This window comes from Paraburkholderia sp. C35 (assembly GCF_003121405.1).
In the GTDB taxonomy this organism is placed as follows: Bacteria; Pseudomonadota; Gammaproteobacteria; order Burkholderiales; family Burkholderiaceae; genus Paraburkholderia.
The window spans coordinates 1-17246 of the sequence record NZ_QBUY01000063.1; the positions used below are offsets into that span (position 1 = coordinate 1).

Consider the following 17246-nt stretch of genomic DNA (forward strand, 5'->3'; position numbering starts at 1 on the left):
GTTCAGCGGCTTTCTTTTGCCTACTTTTCTTTGCCGCGGCAAAGAAAAGTAGGTGCCGCCCCGCACAGGGGCAACCCTGGCAGACCACTAACAAAAAGCGGATGCCACCCAAAAAACCACCCCAAACGCCGTCGCAGACAAAAAAAAACCCTGAAATGGCTTCCCACCTCAGGGTCAAATTTGCGCCATCCAAACAGCAAAAAAACTCAGGACAAAGTCATCACAGGCACAACAGCCGCCGGATCGCTAATACTCACTTTGCCAGTCTCAACATGCCCAGCGACACGTCGCTGAAACACCGCATCATCGTTATCGCTGACCGTCAGGTCATACCAGTGATGACTAGCCGACAACACCCATGCCTCTTCGACAGAAGCACCCGCCGGCACAATCACAGGCCGCGGATGCGCGCCATACGCATTATCGACCACAGAAAGCCGCGCAACCGCATCACCATGATTGGTGAACTTGAGATACACGTTGCCATTGCCAACGTCGTAATGCGTCTTCACTTCAGGCATCGCCGGCTTGCGATTGTGACCGGCCACATTGGCAGCCACACCCAGCGCATTACCCGCAAATCGCCGCACGAACCCATTCGGCCCATACACGGTGAACGCATACACGCCATTCGTCGAAGACAGATTGAACACGTCCTTCAACGACTTGCCCGCTTCAACCGTGTAACGCCACGGACCATCCGTGCGATTGGTCGAGTACACATAGAAGTGCGCGCCCTGATCGCCTGTGTTGCCAATTTCGATCGTCAACGAGTTCGCCTTCTCATCGACCTTGCCGTTCACGTGCAACTCATACGGCAACGCACGCGCGAAGCGGATGCCCGTTTCCTGCGGATCGACGGGAACCGGCACGGTCGGCACAGTCGGCGCGGGCTGCGTCGCGCACTGATTGTCGGCCATGCTCTTATAGTTGCTCGTGTCCGGCAGCGGCGGCATCTTCGCATCCGGCGTGCGGAAATCGAATGCCGTCGTCAGGTCGCCGCACACCGCGCGGCGCCATGCCGTGATGTTCGGCTCCTGCACGCCAAAACGCGCTTCGATGAAGCGGATCACCGACGTATGATCGAACACCTGCGAGCACACAAAGCCGCCCTTGGTCCACGGCGATACGATCGTCATCGGCACGCGCGGCCCGAGTCCATACGGCAGGTTGTCGACCGTATACGTGCCACCACGGCCCGACGGGTTGATCACGTTGTGAATCTCGCCGTCCGTCGTCACCGTCGACAAACCCTGCGCGCGTGAAGTCGGCACTTGCGGCGGCACGACGTGATCGAAGAAACCGTCGTTCTCGTCGTACATGATGAACAACACCGTTTTGCTCCACACGTCCGGATTCGATGTCAGCGCATCGAGAATCTGCGACGTGTATTCGGCGCCATAAGCCGGCGTGTACTTCGGATGCTCCGAATACGCTGCGGGCGGGCACAGCCACGACACCTGCGGCAGACGGTTAGCCTGCACGTCGGCCTTCAGATCGTCGATGGTGCGCACCGTCTGCGCACGCTGGAACAGCGACGAACCCGGCTGCGCGTTGATGAAGTTCGAGAAGTTCTGCAGGATGTTCGTGCCGTAGTTGCCGTTCAGCGGATCCGAGCCATCCGTGCCCTGCTGATAGATCTGCCACGAGATCCCGGCCGCCTCCAGCCGCTCGGGATACGTGGTCCACGACAGCAACTGATACTTCGGCGGCACGTCGCCATCCACGAAGTCGTTGTTGTCGAGCAGCGGACCGCCCATCGTGCCCGTCGGATCGACCATGCCCGTCATCAGATACGAACGGTTCGGGTGCGTCGGTCCCGGCAGCGAGCAGAAGTACGCATCGCACACCGTGAAGGCATCGGCCAGCGCGTAATGGAACGGAATGTCCGAGCGCAGGTGATAGCCCATCGTCATGTCGGTCTTGTTCGCGGGCCACTGATCATAGCGGCCGCCGTCGATCGCGCCGTGCGTCTTGTACCACGAGTGATCCAGATCGCCGACGCATTGCGCGCTGGTAGTCTGCGTGTTCAGGTGGAACGGCAGCACAGGCTTGGTCGCATCGGCCTGTGACGGCTGGAACCACACAGGCTTGCCGTTGGGCAGCGGGATCGGGAAGCGGTCGTTATAGCCGCGCACGCCGCGCATATGACCGAGGTAATGATCGAACGAACGGTTCTCCTGCATGAACACGACAATGTGCTCGACGTCACGGATCGAACCGGTGCGCGAATTGGCGGGGACGGCCAGCGCATTGCGGATCGATTCCGGCAGCATCGTCGCGGCGGCGGCGGCGCCTGCGGACGTTGCAGCAGTCTTTAGAAAACGGCGACGGCTATTGGATGTCATGATGTTGTTGCCTTCTTCTCGGGGGGAAAGAATTTCACAAGGGAATAACCGCGCGTATTCACGCGCGTTTCTTTATTTCTTTGTTCCTGTGTTTCTTTATTGCCTGAATCGCACTTCAATGGCTTTGATCGCCCGGCGCATAGCGAAGCACGGGCGAGACCTGCTGGCTGTCGGCGGCAAGGCTCGCCTGCGCGCTATAGATCGCGACGTTGTCCTGCGCGTTCGCCGCGTCATTCACGCTATTGCTGGCGGGTGTGTTGAATGCATTCGCTGCGCTGCCCGCCGATGCGGACGGCAACGGTGGCGCCACCGCATCGGGCGCGGAAGGCGCATGGCTATTGGCTTGTGGTGCTGCAGGCGCGGTGTTGCTGAAGGTGTTGCCATCGTCCGCGCCGCATGCGGCAAGCGCGAACGATGCAAGCGCAACGATTGCGCCTGCACGCAATGTAGAGAGAGGAAGACCGTTCATTCGAGCATCCCGATTCCAGCGCACTTCGACCCATAACGGCTTGCCGGAAAAGGCCTGCCGTCGCTGGAAACGCAGTCTGAAGTCGAATGAAGAAATTATTGTGAAACGTTTGCCAGGAAAAAGAAATATTTGGAAATTTCTTTAACGGAAAGCAATCAGAAAGCAAAAAGAAACACAGAAGTCATTCGATAAAACGCCTTTAAAGCAATTCGGCATTAAGTGCTGCATTACCAGTCTCGCGAGGTGCAAAAGCGGCATTTCCGACCGGCCACTTCTTGCGCTGTGCGGTTTCCCGTTTCGCGAGCGGCTTGCCGCGCGCGAACTCGACGCAGCAGCGGGCAAGCACATCCGTCGGATCGACCAGATGTGCAGTACGGCCATTACGCGTCACGCTGGCCGCCTGCGGAAACAGCAACGGCAGTTCGGTGCAGGCCAGCAGGATCACGTCGACCTGTTGCTGCAACAGGCTTTCGACAGCCGCGATGATGTCGTCCATGCACTCCCCGCCCGTGAACCCCGCCTTCACGCCGCATGCGCCATAGATCGCGCGCATCACGCGCATCTGCATTTCCAGCGGCGGCAGTACCTGGGTCATGCCGCGCGCCTCGAGCGCCGTGCGATAGACACCGCTTGCGATCGTGCCATCCGTGGCGAGCAGGCCAATGCGGTCAACAGCCGGAAACGTGCTGCGCAGATAATCCGCCGTCACGTTCATCATGTTGACGACAGGCACGTTCAGACGCGCTTCGATGGGCTCGATGAACGCGTGCGCGGTATTGCAGGGAATCGCAATCAGATCGGCGCCGCCGTCTTCGAGCTTCTTGCAGGTCGCGTAGAGCGCGAGCGTCGGGTCCACGCCGTTGCCCGTCAGGCGATCGGTGCGGTCGGGAATCTGCGGATTCTGTTCGACGAGAATCTTGATGTGATCCTGATCGCGCGCGGCGGGCGTGTTGCGCACCACCTTGTGGAGGAAATCGACGGTTGCCGCCGGGCCGACGCCGCCTACCACGCCCAGCTTGATGTGGCGCACGGGCTTGCGCTGCCCGGCGGACAGCAGATGCTGTGCATACACCGCAAAGCTGTCGACGACAGGCACCGCCTGTGCGCCGAGCCGCCGCAGCGACAGCGCGCTATCGGTACTGCCCGGCAGCAGCACATCGACGCCCTGCGCCGCCAGCGTCGCACACGCGTCACGCAGTTCTTTTGCGTCGGTGGTCAGCACATCTAGCCCGGCGCGCGCGCCGTACTGCTCGAACAGACGGCTCTCGCACAATGCCGGCGATGTCAGCACACCAACGCGCCGGGCCTGCGGAAAACGCTGGCGAATATGCGTAAACAATGCGGCAATCATATCGACGATCACGATTGCCGTGTTTTGCTGCAATTCGTCAATAAACAGGTGACTCTCGAAACATGGCAGCGCAACTGCAGGCATGCCGCGCTGCTCGAAATGCCGAATCGTGTCGAATACGCGCAGTTTGTGATGCGCAGAACCGGCGATATAAGACATCGGCATGCCACGCTCGCCATCCGTCATGCGCTCGATGGCAATATCCAGTGGCTGAAAGGTTCGCGCCGCGGCATTCGCCTCGTGCACCTTGCGCAGCACATCCACGGCCGCAAGACGCGCCAGGCCACCAGCCACGCCGAGGGCGCGCCGCCCGCTCACAGACGATGTATTCATAGTCCCTCGCTTGCTGTCTTATTGGAAGCGCGAATTCCGGCAGCACTGCCATGCGAGCCGCCGGCGCTTTGCATCGAATCCCGTATTGCAGCGCCGATCAGAATATAAATCCGAATCTGTGTTTATGTCGCATGAATAAAACGGAAATTCACCGCTTAAACAACGGATTAGGCTTATTCATCGTCTTTAGCAGTCCGGTATTACATCCCTTTCACTGGTTAACCCTGAGATACCCGCAAATTGTTAATTAACGGCAATTGATGCAATTCGCAACGAAGCACAACGTGACAGATTGCATGCGGGAGCGCCGGGAGCTCGGGTCCAAGCCTTGCTGCAATTGCAGCCTTGGGTGAAACGCAGCCACACAAAAACGCAGACACGGCGACCTCCTGCAATGGCGACCAAAGACCGGCATGACAACGACGACGAGTTGCAATGGCGTCCCATCGGCGCGCATATGACGGACAACCGGCGCGTGCTGGTCGTCGACGATTACGCCGACGCCGCCGATGCATTGCAGTTGCTGCTGTTCGCCAACGGCTTCGAATGCCGCGCGATGCACCATGCCGAAGATGTCTGCGAGCTGGCCGCCGCATGGCAGCCGTTTGCCGTCGTGCTCGACATTGCGATGCCGGGCGTCGACGGCCTCGAACTCGCGCGCCGCCTGCGCGCCTCTGAAGCCACGTCACATATGTTGCTGATCGCGTGCACCGGCTACGCGTCGCAACGCGACCGCGAACGGGCACGCGAAGCGGGATTCGACGCGCACTGCGCAAAACCGCTGACGCCGCAACGCCTGCTCGAACTGCTCAAGCGCGCTACGTCAGCCAGTGCATAGCACGTTTGTAAAACGTACATGCACATTCATGCCAACCTCGCGCCACCATACCGCGAAGGATGGTTCGCACGTCGCGCGCGCCCGCCACGCATGGTCGGAGCCGGGCAGGCACGCGAACTGCTGTCGCATGGTCAGTCCTTGTCGCGCAAGGGATGACGCCCCACGCGGCAGCGGCGAAGCACCCAAGGGAGGGGCTGGCCGACGGACCACACGATGATGAACAGGAGAACGATGATGCATAGAAGAAAATTCATACTGAGCGCCAGTGCCGCACTTGCTGCGGGTGGCATGGTCCTCTCGGGCTGCACGATGACGGGTGAACACTCCAGCACGAACGCGAGCAACGCGGACAAGCGCCGCGCGATCGATTCGAGCGCCGACGAAACACTGTCGCGCCTCTATACGACAGTGCACGGCTCGCGCGAGCTGGTTGCCAAAGCGCGCGGCGTGCTGGTCTTCCCGTCCGTCGTGCAGGCCGGTTTCTGGATCGGCGGTCAATATGGTCAAGGCGCACTGCGCGTTGGCGGGCAAACGACGGGTTACTACAGCACGGCGGCAGGCTCGTTCGGCCTGCAGATCGGCGCGCAGTCGAAGGGCGTGGTGTTCCTGTTCATGACGCAGGACGCGCTCGACCAGTTCCGCAACAGCAATGGCTGGTCGGTCGGCGGCGATGCGACGGTCGCAGTCGTGAAGGTGGGCGCGAACGGCAACATCGATACGACCACGGCGACCAAGCCGGTGCAGGCGTTCGTGCTGACCAACGCCGGCCTGATGGCGGGTGTGTCGCTCGAAGGCGCGAAGATTTCGCGGCTCGATATCTGAGCGACCGAAGCGACCTGAGCGACGGGGCCACCTGCACGCGGCGTGCAATGCGCCTCGTGCAGCGTTACGCGAGCGTCACTGCGGCGGCACACCCGTGCCGTTCTGCAGTATCCATGTAAAACGCGCTGCCATTGCAGCGCGTTTTACATTCTGCCGTAGCCGGCTTCGAGCACGCATACATTCACCAAGTTGACGCATTTCATCCTCTACAGTGCTTCATGCACAGCCGCCATGCCTGGCCTAAAGATCTGAAGAAACCGGCAAGCCGCATCACAGCGGCCTCGCGCTCGCACACGCCTTTGGCACAGCGCTTGCTGTTCATCGAAGCCATCCGTCCCACGCCTCGCACCCAGCCGCTCCGCTTGCGGATCGCCTCGGTCATCGACGGTGGCTTTTCAAGCGTCTCTCTCGATCCACTCTTTCACCAGGAGTCATTACCTTGACGCTGAACGTCCTTCTCGTCGCCTCCGAGGCGGTGCCGCTGGCGAAGTCCGGCGGCCTGGGCGACATGGTGAGTGCGTACGCCGCCGCGCTGCGCGATGCAGGTGTCGATTCGACCATTCTGCTGCCGGCGTATCCGTCGGCGCTCGAACGCGCCGTCGGCGTGACGCCTATCTGCCGCATCGGCGGGCTGCCGGGCGGCGACGCGCGGCTGCTGCGCGGACACATGCCCGACACGGGCGTGCCCGTTTTGCTGCTGCAGATGGATCATCTGTTCAAGCGCGACAACCTCTATCAGGACGAGCAGGGCCGCGACTATCTCGACAACGCGATCCGCTTCGCCTCGCTTGCTGCCGCAGCGACGCGTATCGCGCGTGGCGTGCGCGGCGTGCAGAAGCCCGACATCGTGCATGCGCACGACTGGCACACGGGCCTCACGCCGCTGCTGATGAAAGCCGCAGGCGTGGCCGCCAAAAGCGTGTTCACCGTGCACAACCTGGCGTTCCAGGGCAACTATCCGCTCGCGCTCGGCAGCTGGATGGGCGTGCCGCCCGAACTGCTCGCGCCCGCGCTGACCGATCCGCGCAGCGTCGAGTTTTATGGCGCGCTCAGCATGATGAAGGCAGGCATCGTGCACGCGCACCAGGTCGTGACCGTCAGCGAAAACTATGCGCGAAATTCTCACGCCGCGCTTCGGGCATCTGATGGAAGGCGTGCTGCAGGCGTGCTCGCACAAGCTGTCGGGCATCACCAACGGCATCGACGGCGACACCTGGAACCCCGCCGCCGATCCGCTGATCGCCCGCCCCTATTCCGCCGACGACGTGCGCGGCAAGCAGGCCTGCAAGCGCGAGCTGCAGCAGATTTTCGGCCTCACCGTCGATCCCTTCGCGCCGCTGGGGGCAATCGGCAGCCGCCTGACGTCGCAGAAGCTCGCGGACGTCGTGGTCGAAGCGCTGCCGTCCCTGCTCGCGCGTCATCCCCGTTTGCAGGTGGCGATACTCGGCAAGGGCGAAGCCTACCTGGAAGCCGCGATGCGCGATCTGGCCGCTGCATGGCCGCAGCGCGTCGGCGTGTTCATCGGTTATGACGAGCAGCGTGCGCACCGGCTGCACGCGGGCGCGGACATCCTGCTGCACGGCAGCCGCTTCGAGCCATGCGGGCTCACGCAGCTTTACGCGCTGCGCTACGGCACCATTCCCGTTGCGTCGCGCGTCGGCGGACTGCGCGATACGATCGTCGATTACACGCCTGAACGTTCGCCCGAACTCGGCTTGCCGGAAGATGGCGCGACCGGCTTCCTGTTCGACGGCGAAGCACCCGACGATGTCGCCTTCGCCCTGCAACGCGCGCTCGATGCGTTCATGCGGCCTTCGTCGTGGCACGCACTTCAACGCAATGCGATGCGCTGCGACTTCGGCTGGAACAAGCCGGTGCAGGCGTATCTGAAGCTTTACAGCACGTTGACGGACGCACGCCCGGCGCAACCGCGCGTCGATGTGGAGCGGATCGCAGCGGCTTCGGCACAGCGCCGCGCAAGCGCGGGTGGCGCGACGGTCAATGGGCAAACGGGGTGGAGCAACGGCGCGGCATCGCAGGAAACGGTGGCGCGCAGCGCATGAGGACCACGTAGCACCGCATCTACACTGCACAACACTGCACATAAAAACGGACCTCTTCTCGCGAAGAGGTCCGTTTTTCCTTCCCTACCGCTGCTTCCTCTCAGGCCCGCTACACCACCATCATTCCGTCAGCCGCTCTTCGAGCCGCTGGAAGATCCGCTGCGTCTCGCCCTTCGCATGCAGCGCGAACAGCAGCAGCGAGCGGCCCGTTACCTGATACACGTCTCCCGATTCGAAATCCGGCAGTTCGTCGCGCTCCGGCGCGTTCGTGTCGATCATGCAACTCCACTGATCGCTGCCCGGTATCTCCGGCAACGTGAAGTCGACGACATCGTGATACGCATTGATGACCAGCAGCAACGTCGCATCGGAAGCGGGCCGACGGATGCCGCTCGCCTGCGCGCGCCCGTCGATCACGAGGCCAAAGCAGCGCATGGCAGGATCGGCCCACTGCTCATCCGTCAGTTCGACACCGGCAGGACTCAGCCACTTCACGTCCTTCACGCCGATATCCTCGCGCATCTCGCCCGTCAGGAAGCGATTGCGCCGCAGCACGGGCAGCGCGTGGCGCAAGGTCGTCAGCTTGCGCACGAAGGCGCTCAGTGCACGGCCGTTATCGTCGATACCCTTCCAGTCCACCCAGCTGATCTCGTTGTCCTGGCAATACGCGTTGTTGTTGCCCGCCTGCGTGCGGCCGAATTCATCGCCTGCGAGCAGCATCGGCGTGCCTTGTGAAAACAGCAGCGTCGCCAGCAGATTGCGCTTCTGGCGTTCGCGCAATTCGATGATTTCGGCGTCGTCGGTCGGGCCTTCGGCGCCGCAATTCCACGAGCGGTTATCGCTGTGTCCGTCTTTGTTGTCTTCGCCATTGGCCGCGTTGTGGCGATCGTTGTACGAGACCAGATCATTGAGCGTGAAGCCGTCGTGCGCGGTGATGAAATTGACGCACGCCCACGGACGCCGCCCACGCCGGTTGAAGAAATCGCCCGATCCCGTGAGGCGTGTCGCGAGATCGGCGGAGCTCGCTTCATCGCCCTTCCAGAACGAACGGATCGTGTCGCGGAAGCGGTCGTTCCATTCGGCCCAGCCGGGCGGAAAGCCGCCCACCTGATAGCCGCCCGGCCCGCAATCCCACGGCTCCGCGATCAGCTTCACGCTGGAGATGATCGGGTCTTGCCGGCAGCTGTCGAGAAAGCCGCCGCCTTCGTCGAAGCCATACGGCTCGCGGCCGAGAATGGTGGCGAGATCGAAGCGGAAGCCATCGACGTTCATCTCCGTCACCCAGTAACGCAGGCTGTCGGTGACCATCTGCAGCACGCGTGGATGCGACAGGTTCAGCGTATTGCCCGTGCCTGTATCGTTGATGTAATAGCGGGCCTCGTCGGGCATCAGCCGGTAGTACGACGCGTTGTCGATGCCGCGAAACGATAGCGTCGGGCCACGTTCGTTGCCTTCTGCCGTGTGGTTGTACACCACGTCGAGAATCACTTCGAGACCGGCATCGTGCAGCCGGTCGATCATCTCCTTGAACTCCTCGATCACGCCAGGGCCGCGCGCGAAATAACGCGGATCGGCCGCAAAAAAACCGATGGTGTTGTAGCCCCAGTAGTTCGTCAGTCCCTTGTCGAGCAGCGTCTGATCGTTGACGAACGAATGGATCGGCAACAGTTCGATGGTGGTCGCGCCAATGCGTTTGATATGGTCGATCACGGCCTTTTGCGCGAGGCCGTCGAAGGTGCCGCGCAATTTCTCGGGCACCTCGGGATGCAGCTTCGTATAGCCGCGCACGTGCGTCTCGTAGACGATGGTGCGGTCCCATGGCACGCGGATACGAGTCGGATGGGTCCAGTTGAAGGTCTGATCGACCACCTGGCTCTTGGGCATGAAAGGCGCGCTGTCGCGTTCATCGAAGCTGAGATCGTCTTCCTTTTCGAGCGTATAGCCGAACAGCGACGGATCCCAGCGCAATGAGCCGACCTGCGCCTTCGCATACGGATCGAGCAGCAGCTTGTTCGGATTGAAGCGATGCCCCGCTTCAGGCTCGTACGGCCCATGCACGCGATAGCCGTACACGGCGCCCGGCTTCAGTCCCGCGACATGCACGTGCCAGACTTCGTCGGTGTATTCGGGCAGTTCGATGCGTTCGAGTTCCTGCTTGCCCTCTGCGTCGAACAGACATAACTCGACCTTGGTCGCATTCGCGGAGAACAGTGCAAAGTTGACGCCCTTGCCGTCCCAGGTCGCGCCGAGTGGAAATGGCAAACCTTCGGAGATGCGGGAATCGAATGGCATGGTCGGGTTCCTCAAGCAATGGAAGTGGGCGCGGGATGTGCTGGACAGGCTGGGCGCGTTGGTTATGCAGGCGTTATGCAGACGCAATGACGCGTAGCTTTAGCAATCGATGTGCCTGATACGCGAGCACGGAAGGTGCAACGCGTATGCGAGAATGGCATGACCGTCACATGGAGAAAGCATGTCGAACGCACCGGGCGTCAACGAACCGCACACCAGCATGGCGCAACCCGATGACGTGGCGCGCGCGATCACCGATTGCGCAAGCGAGCCGATCCATATTCCCGGCGGCATCCAGCCACATGGCTTTCTGTTCTGCGTGACGGATGACGGCATCGTCATGCAAGCCAGCGCGAACGTCGCGTCGCTCGTGCCAACGCCGCTCGACGACGTGCTCGGCAAACCGTTATCCACTGTGCTCGGCGATGCGGCAGCGCTGGCCATCGCAGCACTTGCATCGCTCGATACGCAAGGCGTGCCGCTCTATGTCGGTTCCATCGACGATCCACGCAACCCGGCGCAGCGCGATGCGCCTCGTTCGCCGCTTGCCATCGTCGTGCATCGCCATCAGGGCATCGCGTTCGTCGAACTCGAACCGGCGCGCGGCACCGCCGATGTGTTTTCGTCGATGTACCCGCTGGTGCGCACCTTCATCAACCGCCTGCAGGAAGTGCAGAGCGTGGCCGACCTCGCCGCGCTCGCGGCGCAGGAAGTGCAGCGCATCACGGGCTACGGGCGCACGCTCGTCTATGACTTCGATGACGAAGGCAATGGCCACGTGATCGCCGAGGCGCTCGACGAAGGCTATCCGTCGTACATGGATCAACGCTTTCCCGGCTCCGACATTCCGCCGCAAGCGCGTGCGCTCTATGTGCGCAACCGTATCCGGCTGATCGCCGACGCGGACTACGCGCCCGCGCCGCTGGTGCCCGCACTGAATCCCGTCACGCACGCGCCGACTGATCTCACGTACGCGTCGCTGCGCAGCGTATCGCCCGTGCATGTGCAGTACATGAAGAACATGGGCACGTGGTCGTCGATGTCGATGTCGATCGTCGTGCGCGGCAAGCTGTGGGGCTTGATCTCGTGCCATCACGCCAGCGCACGCGTGCCGCCGTTCGAAGTGCGTACCGCCTGCGAGCACATCGCGCAGGTGCTGTCGCTGCAGGTCGAAGCGAAGGAAGATCACGCCGAAGCCGAACACCGGCTCGAACTGCGCCGCCGCCAGTCGCATCTGCTCGCCACGATGGCGAACACCGATCATTTCATCGACGCACTCGCCAACGATCCGCGCGAACTGCTCGCGCTGACCAATTCGACGGGCGCCGCCATCGTGTTCGACGGGCGCATCGTACCCGTCGGCAATGCGCCCGACGAAGCGACCATCGAGCAACTGGTCGCGTGGCTCGATACGCAAAGCGACGACATCTATTCCACCGACGATCTCGCGCAAGCATGGTCGCGCCCGGCGCATCCCGAGTATGCGGGCATGCTCGCGCTATCCATCTCGAAGCTGTTCCGCAATTACGTGATCTGGTTTCGCACGGAGGTTGTACGCACGCTCAAATGGGCGGGCGATCCGCGCGCGAAACTGTCTTCGCTGTCCGCGTCGCTGTCGCCGCGCGAGAGCTTCGACACGTGGACGGAAACCGTGCGCGGACGTTCGCTGCCGTGGCGCCAGGCAGAGCTCGAAATCGCCATCGAGTTCCGCACGGCGTTGCTCGGCATCGTGCTGCGGCGCGCGGAAGAACTGGCGCAACTGGCGCTCGAACTTGGCCGCGCAAACGAAGAACTCGAAGGCTTTTCCTATACGGTCTCGCACGATCTGCGCGCGCCGTTGCGGCACATTGTCGGCTTCGCCGATCTGCTGCGCGAAATGGACAGTGCAAAGCTGTCGGAGCGCGGCCGGCACTTCGTCGAGCGAATCATCGGTGCGGCGCGTTTCGGCGGCAAGCTCGTCGACGATCTGCTCGCGTTCTCGCAGATGGGCCGCGCCGCACTGCGCCCGCAAAGCGTCGATCTGCACGCGCTGGTGCAAACGCTGATCGCCGATGAACGCCGCCACACGGGCGAGCGTCCCGTCGACTGGCGGATCGGCGATCTGCCACCCGTCATGGCCGACCCGGTGCTGCTGCATGTGGTGCTGCGGAACCTGATCGAGAATGCAGTAAAATTTAGCCGCCTTCATGACGACCCTGGCGCGCCCGCTGTCATCGAAGTGTCGAGCAAGGCCGGCGAAGGCGAACTGACGGGACAGCGTGTCGTGTATGTGCGCGACAACGGCGTCGGCTTCGACATGCGCTATGTCGACAAACTGTTCGGCGTATTCCAGCGGCTGCATCGCGCGGAAGAATTCGAAGGAACAGGCATCGGACTTGCAAGCGTACGACGTATCGTCGAGCGGCATGGCGGTACGACGTGGGCCGAAGGGGAACTGGACAAAGGCGCGACCGTCTATTTTTCGCTGCCGTTGACCTTCACGCCCGACACGGCCGCGCGCGACGAAAGCGCCACGGCGGCCGTTGCGCGGCTCGCGGCGCTGTCGCCAGGGCAGCCGTTCAGGCCCGTGCCGAAGGAAGTCAACGCGGAGATCAATGCCGAGTCGAACCCGGAATCGGGACTGGAAACCCGAAGCGCAGACGGTGCGGACAACACCACGCGCACCTGACGCGCTTATGCAAAAAATAGCAAGAGGATCAAGAGGAACTACGCGTGCTTAGACCCATCCTGCTGGTGGAAGACAATGTCAACGACATCGAGTTGACGCTCATCGCGCTGGAAAAGACGCGTCTGGCGAATCCTGTCGTATCGATTCGCGACGGTGCCGAAGCGCTCGACTATCTGCGCCGCGAAGGCCAGTACGCGGATCGCAAGGACGAGAATCCCGCCGTCATTCTGCTCGACAAGAAACTGCCGAAAATCGATGGGCACGAAGTGCTGCGGCATGTGCGCGGCGACGACAAGCTCAAGCGCATCCCGGTGGTGATGCTCACGTCGTCGCGGGAAGAGAAAGACCTGCTGCGCAGCTATGACCTTGGCGTGAACGCTTACGTGGTAAAGCCCGTCGAGTTCGACGACTTCATGGCCGCGATCAACGATCTCGGCATGTTCTGGGCCGTGCTCAACGAGCCGCCGCCGTATCGCTGACGAACTCGCCTAGCGATACAACGGCAGCAGCACGCGGAACGTCGCGCCCTGCCCGCTGCCGGCACTCTCGGCCGTAACCGTGCCCTGATGCAGATCGACGAGATGCTTGACGAGCCATAGCCCGAGGCCGAGGCCCGCCACACGGCCGCCGCTGGCAGGATTGATCTGCTCGAAGCGCTCGAAAATCCGCGCGAGCGCATCCGGCTCGATGCCGCAACCCGTATCGCGCACGCTCAGTTCGGCCTGCTGGCCCTTCACCGTCACGCCAAGCTCGACCTCGCCCTGCGCGCAGAACTTCACGGCGTTCGACAGCAGATTCCACGCGATCTGCTTCATGCGGCTTTCGTCGGCCATCACGACGCACGGCGCGAGTTCGCCCACGATAAAGCGCAGCCCTTTCGTTTCCGCCGTCATGCGGATATCTTCCGCGACGTTGCCGGCCAGCGCGCCGAGATCGACGGGCCGCAGGCTCACCGACAGCTTGCCCGTCGCAATGGCGCCGCTATCGAGCAGATCGTCGACCATGTGCGAAAGCTGGTGCGCATTGCGTTCGATCACTCCTGCCGCACGCGCGGCATGTGAAGGATCGGCGGCACGTTGCAGCAGCGTGGTCCACGACAGGATCGCGCCGAGCGGCGAACGCAGTTCGTGGCTCACGGCCGTCACGAAGTGGTCCATCGCGCGCGCCACTTCGTCGCTGTGTTCGCGTGCACGCTTTTCCGATTCCGCAATTGCGCGCTGCTCGAGTTCGGCTTCCTTGCGCGAAGTGATGTCGAGCGTAAAGCCGACGATCGACTTCAGGGTCTCGTCCGCCAGATAACGGCCGAGGCCGCGCAGCAAAATCCAGTGCACCGAACCGTCACGCCAGGTGACGCGAAACTCCACTTCGAAGTGCTCGCGCTGTGCCAGCCCGCGCGTCATCGCGTCCTTCACACGCGCACGGTCGGCCTGATCGACCAGTTCGTCAAACAGCAAGGCTTGCGTCAAGGTATCCGACGGCTTGACGCCGAGATTCACCTTGCATTGGTCCGAACCTTCGATCATGCCCGTCGCCGGGTCCAGTTCCCATGCGCCGCCATGCGCGAACGCGAGCGCCTGACGCAACTGCTCGCGATGCACGCGCAGTTCGGCGTTCGCCTCGTCGACCAGCACCTGGCGCAAACGCGCCTGCGAACGCAGCTTGGCGCGCTCGCGCTGGTCGCGCTCGGTGAGTGCGATCGAGTCGGTCACGTCCATCACGCACATGCCGATCATCGGCGCGCTGCCGTCGCCGGGGTCGATCATCGAGGTGCGCACCTGCCAGTAACGCGGGCTCAGTTCACCGTCGCGGTCGTCGGGTGCGGGCGTGTCGTAGCGCAACAGCGGTGAAAGACGGGTTTCGCCGGGGGCCAGGCCGGGCAGCATCGTGTCGAGCCAGTTGCGCCGCAAGTCGCGTTGGGATTGCGAACCAAACTGGTTGATGTCGTAGACGGAGCGGCCGCGAATGTCGGCTAGCGTGACGCCTTGCATGCCGCAGTAGCGTGCGTTGGCCAATACGACTTCGAAGCGCTCATCGAGGATCAGCCACGCATCCGGCAACAATTCGAACACCTGGGTGGTGTCGACCGGTCTCCTGGTGCCCGGTTGGCTGGTTAGTCTGTCCATAGACTCGCAGTCTACCCGAAAGAAACTGTTCGTACGGAAACGTCCGACAGACGCACGGCCCGGTCATGCGACGCCGCGCGCGCTGCGCGACCGGCTCCCCGGCGCGTTCAAACACAGTCAGAACTTACAACGTTGCAGATACTTTTTGCGAAACGCAATCGCTCGCGAGGCCGTGACGCATGCACGCCACGGAAGCGATGCAGGTTACGCGCCAACGGGCCGAATGCCTTACCACGCGGGGCATAGACCGACGCGCCCGATGGTCCGGCAATGCCCGCAAAGACGCATGAACGCGCGATCCACGCGACTGGCACGGCTCATGCATGTGCTGCAACCAATTCATGCCGACATTTCGCCCGCATCCGATTTCCGGCTGCACGACCAGAAGTTTTGCCTGACCACATGGATTCGAACGCAATATCGGACAGCCGTCTCCCTACCATCCTGCTTATCGACGACGAGCCGGACCTTCTCATCGCGTGGGCACTTCTGCTCGAACTGGAAGGCTTTCATGTGCTGACCGCTTTCGAGCCTCGCAAGGGCGTCGAACTCGCGCAGCGCGTGCATCCCGCGCTTGTCATCACGGATCTGATGATGCCCGGCATGGATGGCGCCGAGGTATGCCGCACGCTGAAGAGCGATCCCGATCTGGATGGCATGCCCGTGATCTTGTGGAGCGCGTCGCTGGACATCCCCGACGGACTGGACTGCGAGTGCACGCTGCACAAACCGGTTGCGCGCGAAACCTTGCTCGGTCATGTCGATCTTCTGCTGCGCCGTCCGCAACGCGGCAGTGCGCCGCCGCACGGCACGGGCAACCCGTCGCTCAACTAGCTTCCAGCGTTCCCGCTCCAGCAAGCGTGCCCGCGGCCGGCAACAGGGCCAGCAGCCGGTCGAAGGCAGCCTGCGCGCCTTCGCATGCCCGCGCGATATCGTGAACCGTGACGACTTGCGTGCGCATCGCTTCGATGAAATGTTTCCAGCGCGGTCCTGGCGGCACGCCGTCGCCGCTCAGATAACGCAACGGGTGCGGCGCGAGTGAATCACGCAAGCGCCGGTAGAGCACCGTGCCGCCGAGTTGCGATCCCTCGATCACGTAGCACACGCCCCATCGGTAAGCGGCATCGGCGGCGGGCAGTGGCGTGGCGTCGCGTTGTGTCTCGAATGCTGGCGCGCCCAGATGACGCAACGCCGCCTCGTCAAGATCACGCACGATCAATGGCATCCGGGCAACGAAAGACAACGCGCGCTGCGGACCATCGTCGAAATGCGCAAGCCATGCTTCCAGCGGCGCGAGCCACGCCGCAATCAGTTGCAGATGCAAGCAGTAGTCGGTGAGCGTCGGCGCGTCGGCGGAAAGCGGCATCGACGAATCGATCAGCGCATGGCGGCTGCCCGTCGCGTCGCGCAACGCGGCGAGTACATCGAGAGATTCGGGAGCATGCGGAGAAGTCGAAAAACTCACGCGAGATTCCAGTACGGGATGAAAGGAACGCTCATTCTACTGATCGTGCGCCAGACGTGTTGCGCACGACGGCAACGCCACAATAAAACGGGCCGCGTCGTTGACGCGGCCCTTGCGGGTTTTACCCGTCTGACTATCCACTCCCTATGTGCTGCTGCAGGGCATACACGCGGTGCTATTCGCGAGGCCGGTCAACCCGGCCGTCCGCGTGCACCTGCCATCAGTGATGCTTACGGTCTTCGCGTGCGACGTCCTTCGCCGCTTCCTTCGCATCGCCGTACGACTTGCGCATTTCGCCGGCACCTTGTTGCAGGTCGCCCTTCAGTTCCTGGCTGCGGTTACCCGTGGCCTTGCCGACAGCCTCGTTGATCTTGCCCTTGACCTTTTCGGCAGTACCCTTCACTTGATCCTTGTTCATGGCTGACTCCGTCTGGTTACGCCGACGCAACGGTTGCGCCAGTCATCGGGAATCGA

At 62.4% G+C, this 17246-nt stretch carries 12 protein-coding genes and 1 pseudogene; 6 read left to right on the forward strand and 7 right to left on the reverse strand.

All coding sequences use genetic code 11. The features are described from left to right. Positions 1 to 206: 206 nt before the first annotated feature. The 3 genes from DK391_RS28605 to DK391_RS28615 form a co-directional block, all read right to left on the reverse strand. Complete coding sequence (locus DK391_RS28605) at positions 207 to 2348, reverse strand: phospholipase C, phosphocholine-specific (RefSeq protein WP_109481373.1); 2142 nt, start codon at positions 2346 to 2348, stop codon at positions 207 to 209. Positions 2349 to 2463: 115 nt separating this feature from the next. Continuing rightward, positions 2464 to 2817 (reverse strand): hypothetical protein, encoded by a 354-nt coding sequence (locus DK391_RS28610; RefSeq protein ID WP_109481374.1) that lies wholly within the window; start codon positions 2815 to 2817, stop codon positions 2464 to 2466. 199 nt (positions 2818 to 3016) lie between these two features. After that, the gene (locus DK391_RS28615) at positions 3017 to 4501 is read right to left on the reverse strand and encodes an amino acid racemase (protein ID WP_109481375.1); all 1485 of its coding nucleotides are present in this window, start codon (positions 4499 to 4501) and stop codon (positions 3017 to 3019) included. Positions 4502 to 4895: 394 nt separating this feature from the next. Here DK391_RS28615 and DK391_RS28620 point away from each other — a divergent pair, with 394 nt between their 5' ends. From DK391_RS28620 to glgA, 3 genes and pseudogenes are all read left to right on the forward strand, one after another. Continuing rightward, positions 4896 to 5339, forward strand: a complete 444-nt coding sequence (locus DK391_RS28620) for a response regulator (protein ID WP_109481376.1) — start codon at positions 4896 to 4898, stop codon at positions 5337 to 5339. 234 nt (positions 5340 to 5573) lie between these two features. Next, the gene (locus DK391_RS28625; RefSeq protein WP_109481377.1) at positions 5574 to 6161 is read left to right on the forward strand and encodes a YSC84-related protein; all 588 of its coding nucleotides are present in this window, start codon (positions 5574 to 5576) and stop codon (positions 6159 to 6161) included. Positions 6162 to 6600: 439 nt separating this feature from the next. Next, positions 6601 to 8224 (forward strand): annotated as a pseudogene (gene glgA, locus DK391_RS28630) (glycogen synthase GlgA). A 120-nt stretch (positions 8225 to 8344) separates the two neighbouring features. Here glgA and glgX read toward each other — a convergent pair. Then, positions 8345 to 10516, reverse strand: coding sequence for a glycogen debranching protein GlgX (gene glgX, locus DK391_RS28635; RefSeq protein WP_109481378.1), 2172 nt, complete (start codon positions 10514 to 10516; stop codon positions 8345 to 8347). A 181-nt stretch (positions 10517 to 10697) separates the two neighbouring features. On the opposite strand from glgX, the gene DK391_RS28640 reads away from it, so the two are divergent. Continuing rightward, positions 10698 to 13184, forward strand: coding sequence for an ATP-binding protein (locus DK391_RS28640; protein ID WP_239482986.1), 2487 nt, complete (start codon positions 10698 to 10700; stop codon positions 13182 to 13184). 44 nt (positions 13185 to 13228) lie between these two features. After that, entirely contained in the window at positions 13229 to 13663 is a 435-nt protein-coding gene (locus tag DK391_RS28645; protein WP_109481379.1) for a response regulator, read from the forward strand. 9 nt (positions 13664 to 13672) lie between these two features. Here DK391_RS28645 and DK391_RS28650 read toward each other — a convergent pair whose 3' ends face one another. Continuing rightward, on the reverse strand, positions 13673 to 15307 hold the full coding sequence (locus tag DK391_RS28650) for a PAS domain-containing sensor histidine kinase (protein ID WP_109481380.1): 1635 nt from the start codon (positions 15305 to 15307) through the stop codon (positions 13673 to 13675). A 402-nt stretch (positions 15308 to 15709) separates the two neighbouring features. Between DK391_RS28650 and DK391_RS28655 the strand changes: the two genes are divergently transcribed. Next, positions 15710 to 16141 carry a response regulator gene (locus tag DK391_RS28655; protein ID WP_109481381.1) on the forward strand — a complete coding sequence of 144 codons (432 nt, stop codon included), beginning with the start codon at positions 15710 to 15712 and terminating at the stop codon, positions 16139 to 16141. Here the strand turns inward: DK391_RS28655 and DK391_RS28660 are convergent. After that, on the reverse strand, positions 16134 to 16772 hold the full coding sequence (locus tag DK391_RS28660) for a biliverdin-producing heme oxygenase (protein ID WP_109481382.1): 639 nt from the start codon (positions 16770 to 16772) through the stop codon (positions 16134 to 16136). The two genes, DK391_RS28655 and DK391_RS28660, sit on opposite strands and share 8 nt — an antisense overlap. 220 nt (positions 16773 to 16992) lie before the next feature. Further along, a complete protein-coding gene (locus tag DK391_RS28665) occupies positions 16993 to 17190 on the reverse strand; it encodes a CsbD family protein (RefSeq protein WP_109481383.1) in 198 nt (65 codons plus the stop codon). Positions 17191 to 17246 lie beyond the last annotated feature (56 nt).

What these genes read in the sequence shown, in the direction of transcription:
- DK391_RS28605 (WP_109481373.1), bottom strand. Translation starts at nt 2,348, where the DNA reads ATGACATCCAATAGCCGTCGCCGTTTTCTAAAGACTGCTGCAACGTCC.
- DK391_RS28610 (WP_109481374.1), bottom strand. Translation starts at nt 2,817, where the DNA reads ATGAACGGTCTTCCTCTCTCTACATTGCGTGCAGGCGCAATCGTTGCG.
- DK391_RS28615 (WP_109481375.1), bottom strand. Translation starts at nt 4,501, where the DNA reads ATGAATACATCGTCTGTGAGCGGGCGGCGCGCCCTCGGCGTGGCTGGT.
- DK391_RS28620 (WP_109481376.1), top strand. Translation starts at nt 4,896, where the DNA reads ATGGCGACCAAAGACCGGCATGACAACGACGACGAGTTGCAATGGCGT.
- DK391_RS28625 (WP_109481377.1), top strand. Translation starts at nt 5,574, where the DNA reads ATGCATAGAAGAAAATTCATACTGAGCGCCAGTGCCGCACTTGCTGCG.
- glgX (WP_109481378.1), bottom strand. Translation starts at nt 10,516, where the DNA reads ATGCCATTCGATTCCCGCATCTCCGAAGGTTTGCCATTTCCACTCGGC.
- DK391_RS28640 (WP_239482986.1), top strand. Translation starts at nt 10,698, where the DNA reads ATGTCGAACGCACCGGGCGTCAACGAACCGCACACCAGCATGGCGCAA.
- DK391_RS28650 (WP_109481380.1), bottom strand. Translation starts at nt 15,307, where the DNA reads ATGGACAGACTAACCAGCCAACCGGGCACCAGGAGACCGGTCGACACC.
- DK391_RS28655 (WP_109481381.1), top strand. Translation starts at nt 15,710, where the DNA reads ATGGATTCGAACGCAATATCGGACAGCCGTCTCCCTACCATCCTGCTT.
- DK391_RS28665 (WP_109481383.1), bottom strand. Translation starts at nt 17,190, where the DNA reads ATGAACAAGGATCAAGTGAAGGGTACTGCCGAAAAGGTCAAGGGCAAG.